The 18,418-nt window shown below is 71.4% G+C and carries 18 protein-coding genes; 4 read left to right on the plus strand and 14 right to left on the minus strand.

Annotated elements, in window-relative coordinates:
* Positions 1–21: 21 nt before the first annotated feature.
* From ACIP6N_RS08830 to tsaB, 4 genes are read right to left on the minus strand one after another with little or no spacing between them, the layout of a single operon-like run.
* Positions 22–276 carry a hypothetical protein gene (locus ACIP6N_RS08830; protein ID WP_401814013.1) on the minus strand — a complete coding sequence of 85 codons (255 nt, stop codon included), beginning with the start codon at positions 274–276 and terminating at the stop codon, positions 22–24.
* On the minus strand, positions 273–1,403 hold the full coding sequence (gene tsaD, locus ACIP6N_RS08835) for a tRNA (adenosine(37)-N6)-threonylcarbamoyltransferase complex transferase subunit TsaD (protein WP_401814015.1): 1,131 nt from the start codon (positions 1,401–1,403) through the stop codon (positions 273–275). Before tsaD ends, ACIP6N_RS08830 begins: the two co-directional genes overlap by 4 nt.
* The gene (gene rimI, locus ACIP6N_RS08840; protein WP_401814411.1) at positions 1,396–1,998 is read right to left on the minus strand and encodes a ribosomal protein S18-alanine N-acetyltransferase; all 603 of its coding nucleotides are present in this window, start codon (positions 1,996–1,998) and stop codon (positions 1,396–1,398) included. Before rimI ends, tsaD begins: the two co-directional genes overlap by 8 nt.
* Positions 1,999–2,048: 50 nt before the next feature.
* Entirely contained in the window at positions 2,049–2,702 is a 654-nt protein-coding gene (gene tsaB, locus ACIP6N_RS08845; protein ID WP_401814016.1) for a tRNA (adenosine(37)-N6)-threonylcarbamoyltransferase complex dimerization subunit type 1 TsaB, read from the minus strand.
* Positions 2,703–2,829: 127 nt separating this feature from the next.
* On the opposite strand from tsaB, the gene ACIP6N_RS08850 reads away from it, so the two are divergent.
* Complete coding sequence (locus ACIP6N_RS08850; protein ID WP_401814414.1) at positions 2,830–3,357, plus strand: hypothetical protein; 528 nt, start codon at positions 2,830–2,832, stop codon at positions 3,355–3,357.
* Positions 3,358–3,756: 399 nt separating this feature from the next.
* Here ACIP6N_RS08850 and tsaE read toward each other — a convergent pair whose 3' ends face one another.
* The 3 genes from tsaE to alr all read right to left on the minus strand — a co-directional run bounded on the left by tsaE (position 3,757) and on the right by alr (position 6,879).
* A complete protein-coding gene (gene tsaE / locus ACIP6N_RS08855; protein ID WP_401814018.1) occupies positions 3,757–4,362 on the minus strand; it encodes a tRNA (adenosine(37)-N6)-threonylcarbamoyltransferase complex ATPase subunit type 1 TsaE in 606 nt (201 codons plus the stop codon).
* Positions 4,334–5,587: an alpha/beta fold hydrolase gene (locus tag ACIP6N_RS08860; protein ID WP_401814020.1), complete on the minus strand. Its 1,254-nt coding sequence runs from the start codon at positions 5,585–5,587 to the stop codon at positions 4,334–4,336. Before ACIP6N_RS08860 ends, tsaE begins: the two co-directional genes overlap by 29 nt.
* Positions 5,588–5,679: 92 nt before the next feature.
* Positions 5,680–6,879 (minus strand): alanine racemase, encoded by a 1,200-nt coding sequence (alr, locus tag ACIP6N_RS08865; RefSeq protein WP_401814416.1) that lies wholly within the window; start codon positions 6,877–6,879, stop codon positions 5,680–5,682.
* A 201-nt stretch (positions 6,880–7,080) separates the two neighbouring features.
* Between alr and ACIP6N_RS08870 the strand changes: the two genes are divergently transcribed.
* Complete coding sequence (locus ACIP6N_RS08870; protein WP_401814022.1) at positions 7,081–8,289, plus strand: cytochrome P450; 1,209 nt, start codon at positions 7,081–7,083, stop codon at positions 8,287–8,289.
* Between the two features lie 47 nt (positions 8,290–8,336).
* On the opposite strand, the gene ACIP6N_RS08875 is transcribed toward ACIP6N_RS08870, so the two are convergent.
* The 3 genes from ACIP6N_RS08875 to glmS form a co-directional block, all read right to left on the minus strand.
* On the minus strand, positions 8,337–9,779 hold the full coding sequence (locus ACIP6N_RS08875) for an NAD(P)H-hydrate dehydratase (RefSeq protein WP_401814024.1): 1,443 nt from the start codon (positions 9,777–9,779) through the stop codon (positions 8,337–8,339).
* A gap of 121 nt (positions 9,780–9,900) precedes the next feature.
* Positions 9,901–10,269, minus strand: coding sequence for a holo-ACP synthase (locus tag ACIP6N_RS08880; protein WP_401814026.1), 369 nt, complete (start codon positions 10,267–10,269; stop codon positions 9,901–9,903).
* Positions 10,270–10,323: 54 nt separating this feature from the next.
* Entirely contained in the window at positions 10,324–12,171 is a 1,848-nt protein-coding gene (gene glmS / locus ACIP6N_RS08885) for a glutamine--fructose-6-phosphate transaminase (isomerizing) (RefSeq protein ID WP_401814027.1), read from the minus strand.
* Between the two features lie 163 nt (positions 12,172–12,334).
* Between glmS and coaA the strand changes: the two genes are divergently transcribed.
* Positions 12,335–13,330, plus strand: a complete 996-nt coding sequence (coaA, locus tag ACIP6N_RS08890) for a type I pantothenate kinase (protein ID WP_401814028.1) — start codon at positions 12,335–12,337, stop codon at positions 13,328–13,330.
* Between the two features lie 162 nt (positions 13,331–13,492).
* Complete coding sequence (locus ACIP6N_RS08895) at positions 13,493–13,693, plus strand: hypothetical protein (RefSeq protein WP_401814029.1); 201 nt, start codon at positions 13,493–13,495, stop codon at positions 13,691–13,693.
* Positions 13,694–13,863: 170 nt separating this feature from the next.
* Here the strand turns inward: ACIP6N_RS08895 and glmM are convergent, their stop codons facing one another.
* The 4 genes from glmM to ACIP6N_RS08915 all read right to left on the minus strand — a co-directional run bounded on the left by glmM (position 13,864) and on the right by ACIP6N_RS08915 (position 18,341).
* A complete protein-coding gene (glmM, locus tag ACIP6N_RS08900) occupies positions 13,864–15,228 on the minus strand; it encodes a phosphoglucosamine mutase (RefSeq protein ID WP_401814030.1) in 1,365 nt (454 codons plus the stop codon).
* 159 nt (positions 15,229–15,387) lie between these two features.
* On the minus strand, positions 15,388–15,918 hold the full coding sequence (gene rpsI, locus ACIP6N_RS08905; RefSeq protein WP_401814031.1) for a 30S ribosomal protein S9: 531 nt from the start codon (positions 15,916–15,918) through the stop codon (positions 15,388–15,390).
* 42 nt (positions 15,919–15,960) lie between these two features.
* A complete protein-coding gene (gene rplM, locus ACIP6N_RS08910) occupies positions 15,961–16,404 on the minus strand; it encodes a 50S ribosomal protein L13 (protein ID WP_401814032.1) in 444 nt (147 codons plus the stop codon).
* A 308-nt stretch (positions 16,405–16,712) separates the two neighbouring features.
* Entirely contained in the window at positions 16,713–18,341 is a 1,629-nt protein-coding gene (locus tag ACIP6N_RS08915) for an ABC-F family ATP-binding cassette domain-containing protein (protein WP_401814034.1), read from the minus strand.
* Between the last annotated feature and the right edge of the window lie 77 nt (positions 18,342–18,418).

The following is an 18,418-nucleotide window of genomic DNA, read 5'->3' on the forward strand; positions in this document are numbered from 1 at the left end:
CTGCGTCCTCGGCCGGAGTCTCTACTCCACGGACTCGAACCGCCAGCGGTGCGCCGGGCGCGCGATCAACTCAGCTTCCGGATCCGTGAGTTCGGGGAGTTCGGCGTCGTAGGACGCGTCCCACCACGTGATGACCAGGACCCGGTCCTGCGGCGCGCACAGCACTTCCCGTCGCAGCGGAAGAGGCTGGGACGGCTCCTGCGACCGCACCCAGTCCAGCAGCTCCGCGCCCCGGCCCGGGGCTGCTTTGGCCTCCCACATCAGCGCGACCGTCATGAGTAGAGGTTGTCCTTGCTCAGCTCGTGCAGATGATCGTGATCGTGGTCATGCGCGTGGTCGTCGTCGCCGTGGTCGTGGGCGACGCCCGGTACGTGGGGCTCCGTCACCGGCAGAGACGAGTCCGCCGACAGGTCCCAGTCCGACGCCGGACGGTTGCGCGCCACCATCTCCGCGCCCAGCGCCGCCACCATCGCCCCGTTGTCCGTGCACAGCCCTGGGCGCGGCACACGCAGCTTGATGCCCGCGCGCTCGCAGCGTTCGGCGGCGAGCGCGCGCAGCCGGGAGTTGGCGGCGACTCCGCCGCCGATCATCAGATGGTCCACGCCCTGGTCCTTGCATGCGCGGACCGCCTTGCGGGTCAGTACGTCCACGACCGCCTCCTGGAACGACGCCGCCACATCCCGTACCGGCACCTCCTCCCCCGCGTTCCGCTTCGCCTCGATCCAGCGCGCCACCGACGTCTTGAGGCCGGAGAAGGAGAAGTCGTACGGCGCGTCGCGCTGACCGGTCAGACCACGCGGGAAGGCGATCGCCGCCGGGTCGCCCTCCTTCGCGAGCCGGTCGATCACCGGGCCGCCGGGGAAGCCGAGCTGGAGCACGCGCGCGATCTTGTCGAACGCCTCGCCCGCCGCGTCGTCGATCGTCGCGCCCATCGGGCGTACGTCGGCCGTGATGTCGGGCGCGAGCAGCAGCGAGGAGTGGCCGCCGCTCACCAGCAGCGCCATCGTCGGCTCGGGCAGCGGGCCGTGTTCGAGCTGGTCGACGCAGATGTGCGAGGCGAGGTGGTTCACGCCGTACAGCGGCTTGCCGAGGGCGTACGCGTACGCCTTCGCCGCCGAGACGCCCACCAGCAGCGCGCCGGCGAGACCGGGGCCCGCCGTCACGGAGATGCCGTCGAGGTCGCGGGCGCTGACCCCGGCGTCCTTGAGCGCGCGCTCGATGGTCGGGACCATCGCCTCCAGATGGGCGCGGGACGCCACCTCGGGCACCACACCGCCGAAGCGCGCGTGCTCGTCGACGCTGGACGCGATGGCGTCGGCGAGCAGGGTCGTACCGCGCACGATGCCGACGCCGGTCTCGTCGCAGGAGGTCTCGATGCCGAGGACGAGGGGTTCGTCAGCCATGGGTCTCAGTTTCTGTCTCGGACTCGGTCTCCTGAGGCGCCTGAGGTGCCTCGGAACCCTGGAGATCCTGGAGTCCTTGGGGTTCTGTCCCCTGGGCGGGGGTTCCGTGCAGGTCGACGCGCATGACGAGCGCGTCGACATTGCCCGGCTGGTAGTAACCGCGCCGGAAGCCGATGGGCTCGAAGCCGAAGCGTTCGTACAGCTTCTGCGCGCGGGTGTTGTCGACGCGCACTTCGAGCAGCACCTCGGCACACTCGAACGCGGTGGCGTGGCGCAGCAGCTCGGTGAGGAGGCGGGAGCCGAGGCCTGCGCCCCAGTACTCGCGGGCGACGGCGATGGTCTGTACGTCGCCGAGACCACCGGCGGCCGCGAGACCGGCGTAGCCGACGATCCGGCTGCCGGCCGGGCCGTCCGCCTCCCCGTCGGTCCGCGCGTCCTCCGACGCCCGCGCCGCTTCGGCCACCACGTAGCGGCGCGTGGCGTGCGGGCCGCGCGCGTGGGCCAGCTCGGACCAGAACATGCCGGGCGACCAGGCGTCCTCGGGGAAGAGGGCGTGTTCGAGTGCGAGCACGGGCTCGATGTCCCACCAGCGCATCTCACGCAGCACGGCTGGGGGCTGGTTCGTCGTATCCGTCACGGGCACGGTCACTTCGGCGTGACCACCTTGTAGTTCTTCGGCACCTGCGCGTCGGGACGGCGCAGGTAGAGAGGCAGCGGTGGCAGGAACGTCTCACCGGCGGCGAGTTTTTCCGCCGCGAGGGAGGCGAGTGCGGCGGCCGACTGGTGCTCGGGCTCACGCGCGTCCGGGAAGGAGCCGGGGTAGAGGAGCGCGCCCGCGCCGACGACGGGCAGCCCCGCGAGCTGTTCGGCTATGTCGGCGGGCCGGTCGACGGCGGGATCGGTGAGGCGCGTACGGGAGTCTCCGTACCGCGCCCAGTAGACCTCCTTGCGGCGCGCGTCGGTCGCAACGGCGAAGGGTTCGTCGAGCTGGGACGCGTAGGCCAGGCCGTCCAGCGTGCAGAGTCCGTGGACCGGCACTCCGAGTACGGACCCGAAGGTCGTGGCCGTGACGAGCCCGACGCGCAGCCCGGTGTACGGACCCGGCCCGACCCCGACGACCACGTCGGTCACGGCGCCGAGCGCGAGCCCGGCCCCGGCGAGGAGCTTGTCTACGGCGGGCAGCAGAAGCTCCCCGTGCCGGCGGGCGTCGACCTGGCTCTCCGTGGCGATGACGGAGGAGCCGTCGTGCAGGGCGACGGTGACGGCGGGCGTGGCGGTATCAACGGCGAGCAGAAGCACGCAAACAGCCTACGGCTCCCGGACGGGAGGCACGGCGCCGAACCCCGTCACCCGGCTGCTGCTAACGTCACCTCCCAGTCGTACGTACGAGAGGTGGATCAAGGTGTCTAGGAGCAGCACGGTATTCGTGGCCGGGCTCACCGCGCTGGCTCTGGCCGGTGTCGGTTTCCTCGCCGTCCAGGCGTCGGCGAACGCACCCGACAACCTCGGAAAGCCCAAGCCCCCGAGCGGCCCGGCTGCCTCAGCCGCCCCCGCGCCGCCGAAGAAGGACCCACTGCTGGTGCCCGAGGGGTCGGGCACGGGCCAGCGGGTCGTCTACGCGCTGCACGACCGGCGGGTGTGGCTGGTGGGGCCGAAGGGCGAGCGGATGCGGACGTTCGCGGTCATGCCGAGCACCCTCAACCCGGTGCCTGGCTCGTACGCGGTGACCTCGCGCACGGAGGAGACACCAGGCTCGGACGGGGTGACGATCGAGCATGTGGTGCGTTTCACCACGGTGGAGGGCGTGACGATCGGCTTCAGCGCGGCGGTGGACGGCTCCATGCCGAGCCCGGACCCGAAGCTGCGGACGGGCGGGGTACGGATGCAGCGGGCGGACGGCGATGCGCTGTGGTCGTTCGCTTCGGTGGGATCGAAGGTCGTCGTCGTTCCGTAGGCGCTTTCCGGGCACCGTTCGGCGGGCGCCGCGCCTCCGACGCCTCCGACAGTCGTCGTAACGCCTATGCGGCCTCGCGGCACCGTTCGCCGGTCACTCCGGACTCTGCGGCGCCCGCGGGCTCTGCGGAGGCCGCCGCCGCGGGATCCTGCGGAGGCCTCGACACGGCTGCCGCGGAGGCGCACGACGCGAGCAGATCTCTCATGGACGTCACGGACGGTGAAGGTGTGTGCTGCGGCCGCGCTTCGCGCTCTGTCGCCGACATGGATGCCTCCTGGGGCTCCGGGGGCAGGCGTGGTTAGGTAGACCTAACCAGGTCTCGGTATCCATGTCACCATGCGCAACGCCGTGCGCGCAACACTTTGCCGACACTGTGTCGGAATGCGTCGGAAAACACGCTCAGGGACGCAAAACCGCAAGGTCCACGTCCGACCACCTGTTCGTGCCATAACCCCTGAGGGTGACCTCGCGCCGGTCGTCCTCCTCGGGAACCTCCTCTCCCGTACCGCCGACGATCCGGTCGATCACGACGTGCAGCCGGTCGTCCGACAGCTCCTCCACCTTGCCGTCGCCCCACTCCACGACCACCACCGAGTCGGGCAGCGACACGTCGAGGTCCAGGTCCTCCATCTCGTCAAGACCGCCGCCGAGCCGGTACGCGTCGACGTGGACCAGCGCGGGCCCGCCGGCCAGGGAGGGGTGGACACGAGCGATCACGAAGGTGGGTGACGTGACGGCACCCCGGACACCCAGGCCCTCACCGAGACCGCGCGTCAGCGTCGTCTTGCCCGCGCCCAGCTCGCCGGTGAGCATCACCAGATCGCCGGGGCGCAGGAGCGCGGCGAGCCTGAGGCCCAGCTCCCGCATCTGCTCGGGGGAACGGACCGTGAGCTTCACTTCGGCGACTTCGGCGACTTCGGCGGCTTCGGCGCGAGCCGTGTCGGCGGTGCGGGCTGCCTCGGCGGCCCGAGCGGACTCATCTGCTGGGCGGTGCGGTGCTTCCATGCGTGCCAACGTTAGCCGCTGACGGCATCGCGCCGACGCGCACCAGCAGGTCGGCCAGTCGGTCCGTGACGACCTCCGGATGCTCCAGCATCACCAGATGCCCGGCGTCCGGCACGAGCACCAGCTCGGCGTCCGGCAGCAGGTCCGCGATGGACTCGCTGTGCGAACTCGGTGTCACCAGATCGCTCTCCCCGGCCAGAACCAGCGCCGGAACCTCCAGGAAGACCGGGAGCGCCTGCTCCTTGTCGTGCTCGATGAAGGCCGGATAGAACTCCGCGACGACGTCGATCGGCGTCGACTCGATGAGCCGCTCGGCGAACCGTACGACCGCCGGATCCACGTCCTTCGAGCTGAACGAATACCGCTTGATCAGCCCCGCGAACAGATCCGCGGTGGCGCGCCGCCCCCGCTCGACCAGCTCCGCCTGCGAGCCGAGCGCCTTGAGGACCCCGGGCAGGACACGGCGTACGGCGTTGACGCCCGCGACCGGCAGACCGTAATTGACCTCACCGAGCCTCCCGCTCGACGTACCGACGAAGGCCACACCGACGACCCGGTCCCGTATCAGCTCGGGGTACTGGTCCGCGAGGGCCATGATCGTCATGCCGCCCATGGAGTGGCCGACGAGGACGAGCGGCCCCTCGGGCGCCGCCGCGTCGATGACGGCCTTCAGATCGCGGCCGAGCTGGTCGATCGTGACCGGAACGGCCCCGGGGCCGCGCTGACCCGCGCCGCGCGCGGAACGGCCGTGGCTGCGCTGGTCCCAGTGGACCGTACGGACGATGCCGCGCAGCGCGGCGCGCTGGAAGTGCCAGGAGTCCTGGCTCAGGCAGTAACCGTGGCTGAAGACGACGGTCACGGGCGCCGGGGGCTTGCCGCCGAAGAGGCGGCGGCGGCGCGGCCCGGCGGTCTGCGGGTCGGGCTTGCCGATGTCGTCGATCTCGTAGGAGAGCCGCGTGCCGTCGTCGGCGACGGCTTCACCGGGGGTGCCGCGCAGGGTGCCGTACGGCCCTGACGTGTCGAGCGCGAGCCGCGCCCTGCGGCGCATGCCGCGGCCGACCGTCAGTCTCTCGATCGCGAGCCCGGCCGCGGCGCCCGCGGCGATCACGCCTATGGCGCCGCCGACGACGCCTGCCTTGCGCCAGTTACCCGCGGGGCCCGTGGATGCGGCGGCCGCGGCCGCCGCCCGGGCCACGGCGTCCCCCGCCGCGCTGCTCTCGCTCACCCTGCCGCTCTCCTAGTCGTCCTGGCTTCTTTCTTCCCCGTCGCGCGGCCGTTCACCCGAGGCCGGAGATCCGGGGTCGGTCACGCGCCCGGTCATTCCGACGCGCCGGTCCCGCCCAGCGCGCTGTTCTCCGCCGTCTCGCCGGAGTAGACGCGGGGAACGCGCGGGCCGATACGGGTGACGATCTCGTACGCGATCGTGTCGGCGGCGTCGGCCCAGTCCTGGGCGGTGGGCTCACCGCGATCGCCGGGTCCGAAAAGGACCGCGGGAGCGCCTGGTTCGACCGTGTCATGACCGAGATCGACCACGAACTGATCCATCGCGATCCGCCCGGCCACCCGCCGCCATGCCCCGCCCACGAGAACCGGCCCACGGCCGGAGGCGTGGCGCGGGATGCCGTCCCCGTATCCGAGGGGGACGAGCCCGAGGATCGTCTCCTGCGGGGTGAGGTACTGATGGCCGTAGCTGACGCCGTGTCCAGCCGGTACCTGCTTGACCAGCGCGACGGACGCGGAGAGCGTCATCACGGGCCGCAGCCCGAAGTCCCGCGAGGTGCCCAGCTCCGGGCTGGGCGAGATGCCGTACGTCGCGACGCCCGCGCGTACGAGGTCGAAGTGCGACTCGGGGACGGTGAGGGCGGCCGCGGAGTTGGCGATGTGCCGCACTTCGGGCTCGACGCCCTGCTTCTCGGCGTACGCGACCATCTCGTGGAACACGTCCAGCTGCGCGGCGATGGACGGATGGCCGGGCTCGTCGGCGCGCGCGAAGTGCGACCACAGGCCGGTCACCGTGACCCGGCCCTCCTCCTGGGCGGCGAGGGCGGCGGCGACCAGCTCCGGCCAGTCGGCGGGCTGGCAGCCGTTGCGGCCGAGGCCGGTGTCGGCCTTCAGCTGGATACGCGCCGGCCGGCCGGCCTCACGCGCGGCCTCGACGACCTCGCGCAGCGCCCACATCGCGCTGACGGACATGTCGAGCTCGGCCTCGATACCGTCCCGCCACGGGTCACCGGGCGTCCACAGCCAGCACATCAGCCGCCCGCCGACCCCGGCGGCCCGCAGGGCCAGCGCCTCCTGCGGCGTGGCGGTCCCCAGCCACTCGGCGCCCGCCTCCCGGGCGGCTCGGGCGCAGGGCACCATGCCGTGCCCGTACGCGTCGGACTTGACGACGGCCATGAGCGCGGTCCCCACCCCCACGCGGGCACGCAGAGCGCGCACGTTGGCCCGGAGGGCACCGAGATCGATCTCGGCACGGGCCCTGGGGGGCGACGGCGGTGTGTGAGTCCTGTGCGTCATTCCGGTCATCGCGCTCAGTCTCTCAGAGGCCGCCGACACAGCCGGTCCGCCCCCGCGCGGCGCGGGTCTCCGAAGCTCGCGGACGTCGGCGGGCGCTGCCCCGGTCCGTCCCTCGCACGCCCGCGCCGTCACTCCTTTGGGGGGCGCGCGGAAAAGGATCAGTGGGCAGACATGGGGAAAGGACCACGGAGAGGACAAGGTGTGTCTACGTTGAGCCCGCCCGAGTACGGGCCGCCCGATCTGCCCGGCCTGGAGTTCGATCCGTTCCTGGCCGACGCGTTGGAGCAGGGACCCGCGCTGAAGATCCTGCTCCCCCAGGGCGACGCGCTGGCGGAGTGCTGGCTGGTCACCCGGTACGAAGAGGTCCGGTTCGTGACGTCGGACTCCCGCTTCAGCCGGCAGATCACGCAGCGGGCCTTCCCGACGATGAACCGCCACCTGATCCCGATGGGCGCCAGCGTCAGCTTCATCGATCCGCCCGACCACACGCGGATCCGCTCCGTGGTCGCTCCGGCCTTCTCCGACGCCCGTATGAAGAAGCTGCGTCCCCATGTGGAAACGCTGGTGGCCGAGCTGCTGGACCGTCTGGAGGCGGCGGGCTCACCCGCCGACCTCATCGAGGAGGCCATCGCCCCGCTGCCGCTGACGCTGGTCGGAGAGATCTTCGGCATCCCTCCGGCCGAGCGCCCGCAGATCCGGCGCTGGGCCGAGGGCATCCTCGTACGGCCGCGCGACGAGGCGGACGCGGCGCGGGCCAGGGCGCTGCGCGACGAGGCGGCCCAGTACTTCAGCGACCTGCTCGGACAGCGCCACACCACGCCCACCCAGGACCTGATGGCGGACTTCGCCCGGGCCGTCGAGGAAGACCGCGTCAGCGAAGAAGAAGCGCTCGCCATGGCCTCCCTCACCGCGCTGAATGGCTGGCACCCGGTGCGCAACAACCTCTCCAACATGGTCTTCGCGCTGCTGCAGCGGCCCCAGTTGGCCGAGTCGCTGCGCGGCGAGGACATCTCCGTACCCCGGCTGGTCGAGGAACTGCTGCGCTGGATCCCCCACAAGAACGGCATCGGGCAGCCCCGCGTGGCCACCGAGGACGTGGAGCTGGGCGAGGTCACCATCCGCGCCGGGGATTTCATCTACGTCCAGTACTGGGCCGCCAACCGCGACCCCAAGGTGTTCGCCTGCCCCGCCGAGATCGACGCCGACCGCGAGGGACCGGGCCATCTCTCCTTCGGCTTCGGCCCCCACTACTGCGTGGCCCCGCACTTGGCGCGCCTCCAGGCGCAGGTCTTCCTGCCCGCCCTCTTCGCCCGCTTCCCCCGTCTCCGCCTCGCGGTGCCCGCCGACGAGGTCGACTTCCAGAAGGACGCCCTGCTCAGAGGACCGGTCACGCTTCCCGTCGCGTGGTGAAGGCGGTTGGTGAGGCGCGCGGTGACGGCAGACCTTGCCGCGTCGCCTCAGCCCTCACTCACGTTCCGCCACGCCTCCCCCACCCTCTCCGCCACGTCATGTGCCGCGACCGGCGCGCCGGTCGACGCGAGGCGGGCCGCCAGGCCGTGCAGGTAGGCGGCAGCCGAGGCCGCGTCCCGGGGTGGCAGGCCCGTGGCCAGGAGTGATCCCGCCAGGCCCGTCAGGACGTCACCGCTGCCGGCCGTCGCCAGCCAGGACGTGCCCGTCGGGTTCACCCGGACCGGTACGTCCGCCTCCGGCGCGGCGATCAGCGTCGTCGAGCCCTTGAGCAGGACCGTCGCGCCGTAGCGGGAGGCCAGCTCCCGCACGGCCGTCAGACGGCCCGCCTCCACCTCCGCGCGGTCGACGCCCAGCAGCGCCGCCGCCTCACCCGCGTGCGGGGTGAGCAGCGTCGGTGCCGTACGGGCCCGCAGGGTGGCCGCGTCGAGCTGCTTCAGGCCGTCCGCGTCGACCAGCACCGGCACGTCCGACGCCAGCACCTCCGCCACGCCCGGGTCGTCGCCCAGCCCCGGCCCCACCGCCCACGCCTGTACGCGGCCGGCCTCCGACGGCGGGCCCGCGTGCACCAGCGTCTCCGGGTAGCGGGCGAGCACCGCGTCGGCGCCCGGGCCCACGTACCGCACCGCGCCCGCGCCGCCGCGCAGCGCGCCCGCCACCGCGAGCACCGCGGCGCCCGGGTAGCGCGCGGAACCGGCGACGATGCCGATGACGCCCCGCCGGTACTTGTCGCTCTCCCCCGACGGCACCGGCAGCAGCCGCGCCACATCCGCGTGCTGCAACGCCTCCAGGCCGGGCAGGGACGGCAGGTGGGGGCCGAGCCCGATGTCCACGAGCCGTACGGCCCCCGCGTGCTCGCGCGCCGGGTCGATGAGCAGACCGGGCTTGTACGCGCCGAACGTCACCGTCGCGTCCGCGCGTACGGCCTCGCCCTCCACCTCACCGCTCTCCGCCTCCACCCCGCTCGGCAGATCGACGGCGACCAGCACCGCTCCGGCGTGCCGCGCCGCCTGCGCCGCGCGCGCGACCGGCACCGCGTCGGGCCTGAGCCCGCCGTGTCCGCCGATGCCGGTGATGCCGTCCAGGACAAGGTCGGGGGCGGCAAGCACCTCGAACGGGTCGTCCGCGACCCGGCCGCCCGCGCCGAGGAGCGCCGCGAGGCCGCCCTCGTGCGTGCGTCCGGGCGCGAGCAGCACCGCCGACACCCCGGCACCGCGCCGCGCGAGGCGTGCGCCGGCGTACAGCGCGTCGCCCCCGTTGTCCCCGCTCCCGACGAGCAGCACGACCCGGGACCCGTACACCCGCCCCAGCAGCCCCGCGCAGGCCGCCGCGAGCCCGGCGGCCGCGCGCTGCATGAGCGCTCCCTCGGGCAGCCGCGCCATCAGCTCGCGCTCGGCTTTCCGTACCGTCTCCACGCTGTACGCACTACGCATAGGTTCAACCCTCCGCGATCACAGATGCCCACGCCACTCCCGGGCACTCCGCCCCACCCGGAGCACTCCACGAAGCGCCTCCCCCGGACCGCTCCCCGGGAGCCCGGGCCCGCGACCGCCCTCACCCCTCCGCGATCACCACCGCCGACGCCACCCCCGCGTCATGGCTCAGCGAGACGTGCCACGTCCGTACGCCCAGTTCCGCCGCCCTGGCCGCCACCGTGCCGCTCACCCGCAGACGTGGGCGGCCGCTGTCCTCGACGTAGATCTCGGCGTCCGTCCAGTGCAGGCCGCCCGGTGCGCCGAGCGCCTTCGCCACGGCCTCCTTCGCCGCGAAGCGGGCCGCCAGCGAGGCCGTGCCACGGCGTTCACCGCTCGGCAGCAGCAACTCCGCCTCCAGGAAGAGCCGGCCGGCCAGCTGGGGAGTGCGTCGCAGCGACTCCCCGAACCGCTCGATCTCCGCCACGTCGATCCCCACCCCGATGATCACCCGGAAACTCCCTCTCGTTCCGCCGTCACGGACCACCCGCGACCACGGACCGGATCATTCCACCGTCACGGACTTCGCCAGGTTTCTCGGCTGGTCCACCTCGTTGCCCCGGGCCGTCGCGAGCTCGCACGCGAACACCTGGAGCGGCACGGTCGCGACCAGCGGCTGGAGCAGCGTCGGCGTCGCCGGGATACGGATCAGGTGGTCGGCGTACGGCTCCACCTCCGCGTCGCCCTCCTCGGCGATCACGATCGTCCGCGCGCCCCTGGCCCTGATCTCCTGGATGTTCGACACGATCTTGCCGTGCAGCACCGAGCGCCCGCGCGGCGACGGTACGACCACCACCACCGGCAGGTCCTCCTCGATCAGCGCGATCGGGCCGTGCTTCAGCTCGCCCGCCGCGAAGCCCTCCGCGTGCATGTAGGCCAGCTCCTTGAGCTTGAGCGCGCCTTCCAGGGCGACCGGATACCCGACATGCCTGCCGAGGAACAGCACGGTCTTCTTGTCCTTGAGCGAGCGCGCCAGCTCCCGTACCGGCCCCATCGTCTCCAGCACGCGTTCGACCTCGCACGAGATCCGCGACAGATCGCGGATCACGGCCCGGATCTCGTCGCCCCATTTGGTGCCGCGCAACTGCCCCAGGTACAGGGCCACGAGGTAACACGCCACCAGCTGCGTCAGGAACGCCTTGGTCGAGGCGACGGCGACCTCGGGGCCCGCGTGCGTGTACAGGACGGCGTCCGACTCGCGGGGGATGGTCGAGCCGTTGGTGTTGCAGATGGCCAGCACCTTCGCGCCCTGCTCCCGGGCGTGCCGCAGCGCCATCAGCGTGTCCATCGTCTCGCCCGACTGCGAGATCGCGACCACCAGCGTGCGGGAGTCCAGGATCGGGTCCCGGTAGCGGAACTCGCTCGCCAGCTCCACCTCGCACGGCATGCGCGTCCAGTGCTCGATGGCGTACTTGGCGATGAGACCGGCGTGAAAGGCCGTCCCGCACGCCACGATGACGACCTTGTTCACCTCACGCAGCACGGACGCCGGAATCCGGACCTCGTCCAGGTGCAGCGATCCCTCCCCGTCGATGCGTCCCAGGAGCGTGTCGGCGACGGCCTTCGGCTGCTCGGCGATCTCCTTGAGCATGAAGTAGTCGTAGCCGCCCTTCTCGGCGGCGGAGGCGTCCCAGTCCACGTGGTACGCGTGCACCTCGGCCGGCGCGCCGTCGAAGCCGGTCACCGTCACACCGTCCCGGCGCAACTCCACCACCTGGTCCTGGCCCAGTTCGATCGCGGAACGCGTATGGGCGATGAAGGCGGCGACGTCCGACGCGAGGAAGGACTCGCCCTCCCCGACGCCGACCACGAGCGGCGAGTTGCGGCGCGCGCCGACGACCACACCGGGTTCGTCCGCGTGGACGGTGACGAGGGTGAAGGCGCCGTCCAGCCGCCGGCACACCTGCCGCATCGACTCGGCGAGATCGCCGCAGGACGAGAACGCCTCGGCGAGCAGATGCGCCACGACCTCGGTGTCGGTCTCCGACTCCAGGGCATGGCCGCGGCCGGTCAGCTCCGAGCGCAGCGCGGCGAAGTTCTCGATGATGCCGTTGTGCACGACGGCCACGCGGCCGGCGTTGTCCAGATGCGGGTGCGCGTTGGCGTCGTTCGGCGCGCCGTGCGTGGCCCACCTGGTGTGTCCGATGCCGGTGAGGCCGCTCGGCAGCGGCCGTTCCACCAGCAGTTTTTCCAGATTGACGAGCTTGCCCGCCTTCTTCGCCGCCGCGATGCCTCCGTCGGCGAGTACCGCGACCCCGGCCGAGTCGTACCCCCGGTACTCAAGCCGCTTGAGACCCGCGACGACCACATCGAGCGCCGACTGCCCACCGACATATCCCACGATTCCGCACATATCGGCAGCCTACGGTGTGCGGCCTCGCCGCCCCCGCAAGCGGGAGAGTCGGCGCGCGACGGGCACACGACAGCGGCGTACGACGACGGCCCGCGAGCGGCGCGTGAGCCGGCACACCCCCCTCGGTCGTTCCTCGCCGACCCGCACCCCCGACAATGGATGGGTGATCACTTCGCCGCCACGAAGCGCCCCGCGCAGGTCCGAGCACGGCCCGACGCCCTACGTCGACCTCACCAGAGCCGAGTGGAGCGCCCTGCGCGAGAAGACGCCGCTGCCGCTGACCGCCCAGGAGGTCGAGCAGCTGCGCGGACTCGGCGACGTCATCGACCTCGACGAGGTCCGGGACGTCTACCTGCCGCTGTCCCGGCTGCTCAACCTCTACGTCCAGGCGACGGCGGGCCTGCGCGGCGCCCTGAACACCTTCCTCGGCGACGCGGGCAGCGGCCAGGGCGCCCAGCGCGGCACGCCGTTCGTCATAGGCGTGGCGGGCAGTGTGGCCGTCGGGAAGTCGACCGTCGCCCGGCTCCTCCAGGCGCTGCTGGCCCGCTGGCCGGAGCACCCGCGGGTCGAGCGGGTCACCACCGACGGCTTCCTGTACCCGATGAAGGAGCTGAAGGCCCGCGGCCTCATGGCGCGCAAGGGCTTCCCCGAGTCGTACGACCGCCGCGCCCTGACCCGTTTCGTCGCCGACATCAAGGCCGGCAAGGACGAGGTCACCGCGCCCGTCTACTCCCACCTGATCTACGACATCGTGCCCGGCGAGCTGCTGACCGTGCGGCGGCCCGACATCCTGATCGTCGAAGGGCTCAACGTCCTCCAGCCGGCCCTGCCGGGGCAGGACGGCAGGACCAGGGTCGGGCTCGCGGACTACTTCGACTTCAGCGTGTACGTCGACGCCCGCAGCGAGGACATCGAGTCCTGGTACCTCAACCGGTTCCTCAAGCTGCGCGAGACGGCCTTCCAGGACCCGTCCTCGTACTTCAGGAAGCACACCCAGGTCTCCGAGGAGGAGTCCCTGGAGTACGCCCGCACGATGTGGCGCACCATCAACAAGCCCAACCTGCTGGAGAACGTGGCGCCCACACGCGGGCGCGCCACGCTGGTCGTGCGCAAGGGCCCGGACCACAAGGTGCAGCGGCTCTCCCTGCGCAAGCTCTGAGAGCGCGTCAGCCCGTTCCGGCCGCTGACGTGTTGGGTCCGGTGATCGCGGTGGGGTGCTCGCCCCGTCGGAACTGCCCGACCCTGTCCAATTCCTCCACCACTCACTACACTTTCAAGCATTTGGCCGGCATCGCACGATCGATCGGAAGGGTGAGACCCCATGCAGGGCCTGACGCAGATACCGACGCGCGAGGTGAAGATCCGCACGGGCGAGGGCAAGGAACACATCTTCGACTCCGAGCGGGAGGCGAGGGCCTCGCTCCCCGAATACGGCGCCGGCGCCACGATCTGGACCCGCGAGGTCTACCGGGTTTTCGGCCTGTTCACCCGTTCCCCGGACGGCTGGAAGCAGATCGCGTAGCCCGGCGGGGTGGCGGGGACCGAGTGGCTTGACAGCCGTCCCACCGCGAGCCTGCCCCGCCGCGTCCGGTGCCGTCGCTGCCGCGGCGCGCGAAAGGGCGGGGCCTCGTCCCGAGACCCCGCCCCCGCTCACGTCCTCGTCCGGCCCGGCCACGAGCCGGAACAACGCCGTCAGCCCAGCGCCGACTTCACCACGTCGGCCAGCCGGCCCGCGACCGCCCGCGCCTGCTCGATGTCGGCTGCCTCGACCATCACGCGTACCAGCGGTTCCGTGCCCGAGGGGCGCAGCAACGCCCTTCCCGCGGAACCCAGTTCGTGTTCGGCCTCGGCAACAGCCGTGGCCAGCTCCGCCGAGGTGTGCACGCGCGCCTTGTCGACGTCGGGCACATTGATCAGCACCTGCGGCAGCCGGTCCATGACGCTCGCGAGGTCGGCGAGGCTACGGCCGGTCGCGGCCACCCGCGCCGCGAGCAGCAGGCCGGTGAGCGTGCCGTCGCCGGTCGTGGCGTGGTCGAGGACGATGACGTGGCCGGACTGCTCGCCGCCGAGCGCGTAGCCGTGCTCCTTCATCGACTCCAGGACATATCTGTCGCCGACCGCGGTCTGTACGAGGTGAATGCCCTCGCGTTCCATCGCGATCTTGAAGCCGAGGTTGGACATGACCGTCCCGACCACGGCGTCCCCGCGCAGCGTGCCGGCCTCGCGCATCGCGAGGGCCAGGACGGCGAGGATCTGGTCGCCGTCGATCTCGTTGCCCGCCGCGTCCACGGCGAGGCAGCGGTCGGCGTCGCCGTCGTGCGCGATGCCGAAGTCGGCGCCGTGCTCGACCACGGAGGTCTTCAGCAGGCCCAGGTGGGTCGAACCGCAGCCGTCGTTGATGTTGAGACCGTCGGGCTCCGCGCCGATGGTGACCACCTCGGCGCCCGCGCGCGCGAACGCCTCGGGCGAGACGCGGGCCGCCGCGCCGTGGGCCTCGTCGAGGACGATCTTCAGCCCGTCGAGCCGGTTCGGCAGCACCCCGATGAGGTGGGCCACGTACCGGTCGAAGCCCTCGTCGTACGTGCGGACCCGGCCGACACCCGCTCCGGTGGGCCGCTCCCACGGGGGGCCCGAGAGGTTGGTGTTCTCCAGGTACGTGGCCTCGATCCGGTCCTCGAGATCGTCGGGCAGCTTGTGGCCGCCGCGCGCGAAGAACTTGATCCCGTTGTCCGGCATGGCGTTGTGGCTCGCGGAGAGCATCACGCCGAGGTCGGCGCCCAGCGCCCCGGTGAGGTACGCCACCGCGGGGGTGGGCAGCACACCGACGCGCAGGACGTCCACGCCCGCGCTCGCGAGACCCGCCACGACGGCGGCTTCGAGGAATTCGCCGGAGGCCCGGGGATCGCGCCCCACCACGGCGGTCGGCCGATGTCCCCCGAACGTCCCGACCTCAGCGAGCACATGTGCCGCCGCGACCGACAGACCGAGCGCCAGCTCGGCCGTCAGATCAGCGTTGGCGACACCGCGCACGCCATCCGTGCCGAAGAGTCGTCCCACAGCTCTCCCTCCGAAAATGCTCCGAAAATGCAACCCGCTGAACGCTTTGCAGCGCTCTGTGCGCTTGATCCTGTTATACGCCTACGTGTGCGGAGAAAAACGAACGCCCCGGCAGCACGGAGTGCCGCCGGGGCGAAACGTATGCCGTACAGCCGCGATTTAGCGCTTGCTGTACTGCGGGGCCTTACGGGCCTTCTTGAGACCGGCCTTCTTGCGCTCGACCGCGCGGTCGTCGCGGCTCAGGAAGCCGGCCTTCTTCAGCGTGGCGCGGTTGTTGTCCACGTCCGCCTCGTTCAGCGAGCGGGCCACACCGAGGCGCAGGGCGCCGGCCTGGCCGGAGACGCCGCCACCCGAGATGCGGGCGATGACGTCATAGCGGTTGTCCAGCTCGAGCACCTTGAAGGGCTCGTTGACAGCCTGCTGGTGCACCTTGTTGGGGAAGTAGTCCTCAAGGGTGCGACCGTTGATCTTCCACTTGCCGCTGCCCGGAACGATCCGGACACGGGCAATGGCGTTCTTACGGCGGCCCAGGCCGGCGGCCGGCTGGGGGTCGCCGAAGCGGGACGCGAGCGACTCGGAGGTGTACTCGCCCTCGACCGGGGTCTCGGACTCGAACGTCGTCACCTCGGCGTAGGTCTCCTCGCCCTCGGGGGCGTCCACAGGGGTCGTCTCGGCAGTGGTCTCGGCCACGATGCTCCTCAGATTTCTTTTCGTCTTAGGCGGTGGCCGGAATTACTGCGCGACCTGGGTGATCTCGAACGGGACGGGCTGCTGAGCACCGTGCGGGTGCTGGTCACCCGAGTAGATCTTCAGCTTCGAGAGCATCTGACGGCCCAGGGTGTTCTTGGGGATCATGCCCTTGATGGCCTTCTCGACGGCCTTCTCGGGGTTCTTCGCGAGCAGCTCGTCATAACGGACGGAACGCAGACCACCCGGGTAACCGGAGTGGCGGTACGCCATCTTCTGGGTGCGCTTGTTGCCGGACAGGTGCACCTTGTCGGCGTTGATGATGACGACGAAGTCACCGGTGTCGACGTGGGGCGCGTAGATCGGCTTGTGCTTACCGCGCAGAAGGTTGGCGGCGGTGGTCGCCAGACGGCCCAGGACGATGTCCTGCGCGTCGATGACGTGCCACTGGCGTGTCACATCGCCGGGCTTGGGGCTGTACGTACGCACGGTCGTAGCCTTCGCTTCTTCAGTGAGTGGAGTCCTGACAAGGCCACCCGGTAGATCACGACAGCCCTGGTGGTACTACGGGGACGCAACCCGTGCACCTACCGCTGTCCATCGACCCGGTGGACCGGCGTAAGGGCCCCTCGCGTGAGAACGACCAAGCCAATACGCATAACGAACCAGCAGAATACCCGGGAGCCCCCACACGGGTCAAAACGCGGGTCCACGACCTGCGGCCGCGCAGGTCCGCGACCGCCGGACGGGTGATGTTCCGGACGCCTGGTACCCACTCTTGAGAGTGGGCCGGCTCCCTACCGTACGCGCGTGACGCGCCGCTCGTCCCACACCGGCTCCGGCGTCTCCCGTACGACCCCGTCCGAGCCGAACACCAGATACCGGTCGAAGCTCCGCGCGAACCACCGGTCGTGGGTGACCGCGAGGACCGTCCCCTCGTACGCCTCAAGACCCTCCTGAAGGGCCTCAGCCGACTCCAGGTCCAGGTTGTCCGTCGGCTCGTCCAGGAGCAGCGCCGTCGTCCCGCGCAGTTCGAGCAGCAGGATCTGGAACCGCGCCTGCTGGCCACCGGACAGCTTCTCGAAGGCCTGGTCGCCCTGGCGCTCCATCTCGTACCTGCGCAGCACCCCCATCGCGGCGCCCCGGTCCTTCGCGTGCTCGCTCCACAGGATGTCGACCAGCGAGCGGCCCCGCAGTTCGGGGTGCGCGTGGGTCTGCGCGAAGTGGCCCGGCACGACCCGCGCGCCGAGCCGCCACTGTCCCGTGTGCGCCACGTCGTCGCCCGCGAGCAGCCGCAGGAAGTGCGACTTCCCGGATCCGTTGGAGCCGAGAACCGCGACGCGCTCGCCGTAGAAGACCTCCAGCGAGAACGGCTTCATCAGGCCGGTCAGCTCAAGATTCTCGACGGTGAGGGCCCGTACGCCGGTGCGCCCGCCGCGCAGCCGCATCCTGATCTCCTGCTCGCGCGGCGGCTCCGGCGGTGCTCCGGCGTCCTCGAACCGCTTGAAGCGCGTCTGCATCGCGTGGTAGCGCGAGGCCATGTCCGGGCTGATCGCCGCCTGCTGCCGCAGCCGCAGCACCAGCGCCTTGAGACGCGCGTGTTCCTCGTCCCAGCGGCGCTTCAGCTCCTCGAAGCGCGCGAAGCGCTCCTTGCGCGCCTCGTGGTACGTACCGAACCCGGCGCCGTGCACCCAGACGTCAGACCCGGCCGGGCTCGGCTCCACGCTGACGATCTTCTCGGCCGCCCTGGCCAGCAGCTCCCGGTCGTGGGAGACGAAGAGGACCGTCTTACGGGTCTCCTTCAGCCGCTCCTCCAGCCAGCGCTTGCCGGGCACGTCGAGGTAGTTGTCCGGCTCGTCCAGCAGCAGCACCTCGTCGGGCCCGCGCAGCAGCGCCTCCAGCACGAGCCGCTTCTGCTCGCCGCCGCTCAGGGTCCGTACGAGCCGCCACTGCGCCGTGTCGTACGGCATACCGAGCGCGGCCGTGGTGCACATGTCCCACAGCGTCTCGGCCTCGTAGCCGCGCACCTCCGCCCAGTCGCTGAGCGCCTGCGCGTAGCGCATCTGCGCGGCCTCGTCGTCGACCGTCATGATGGCGTGCTCGGCCTCGTCCACCGCGCGCGCGGCCGCGCGCAGCTGCGGGTGGCCGACCGAGACGAGCAGGTCGCGGACCGTACGCTCGTCCCGCACCGAGCCGACGAACTGCTCCATCACGCCGAGCCCGCCGGTGACCGTGACCGTGCCGCCGTGCGGCTGGAGGTCTCCGGCGATCAGCCGCAGCAGTGTCGTCTTGCCCGCGCCGTTGGCCCCCACGAGGGCGACGACGGCGCCCTCTCCCACGCGGAACGAGGCGTCGCCGAGCAGCACCCGTCCGTCGGGGAGGTAGTACTCCAGGTGCGCTGCCTCTAGATGTCCCATGCTGGGCATTGTCAGGGCAGTCGCCGCTCAGGCCCAACTCGTTTCCGGGGACGGGCCGCTCCACCGTCTCCTGTGCGGCTCTCCTC

It is taken from the genome of Streptomyces sp. NPDC088725 (assembly GCF_044751305.1).
Classification (GTDB): Bacteria; Actinomycetota; Actinomycetes; order Streptomycetales; family Streptomycetaceae; genus Streptomyces.

Coding starts and splice junctions, on each gene's coding strand:
- ACIP6N_RS08830 (WP_401814013.1), bottom strand. CDS start 276: ATGACGGTCGCGCTGATGTGGGAGGCCAAAGCAGCCCCGGGCCGGGGC.
- tsaD (WP_401814015.1), bottom strand. CDS start 1,403: ATGGCTGACGAACCCCTCGTCCTCGGCATCGAGACCTCCTGCGACGAG.
- rimI (WP_401814411.1), bottom strand. CDS start 1,998: ATGCGCTGGTGGGACATCGAGCCCGTGCTCGCACTCGAACACGCCCTC.
- tsaE (WP_401814018.1), bottom strand. CDS start 4,362: ATGGAAGCACCGCACCGCCCAGCAGATGAGTCCGCTCGGGCCGCCGAG.
- alr (WP_401814416.1), bottom strand. CDS start 6,879: ATGACGCACAGGACTCACACACCGCCGTCGCCCCCCAGGGCCCGTGCC.
- ACIP6N_RS08875 (WP_401814024.1), bottom strand. CDS start 9,779: ATGCGTAGTGCGTACAGCGTGGAGACGGTACGGAAAGCCGAGCGCGAG.
- glmS (WP_401814027.1), bottom strand. CDS start 12,171: ATGTGCGGAATCGTGGGATATGTCGGTGGGCAGTCGGCGCTCGATGTG.
- ACIP6N_RS08895 (WP_401814029.1), top strand. CDS start 13,493: ATGCAGGGCCTGACGCAGATACCGACGCGCGAGGTGAAGATCCGCACG.
- ACIP6N_RS08915 (WP_401814034.1), bottom strand. CDS start 18,341: ATGCCCAGCATGGGACATCTAGAGGCAGCGCACCTGGAGTACTACCTC.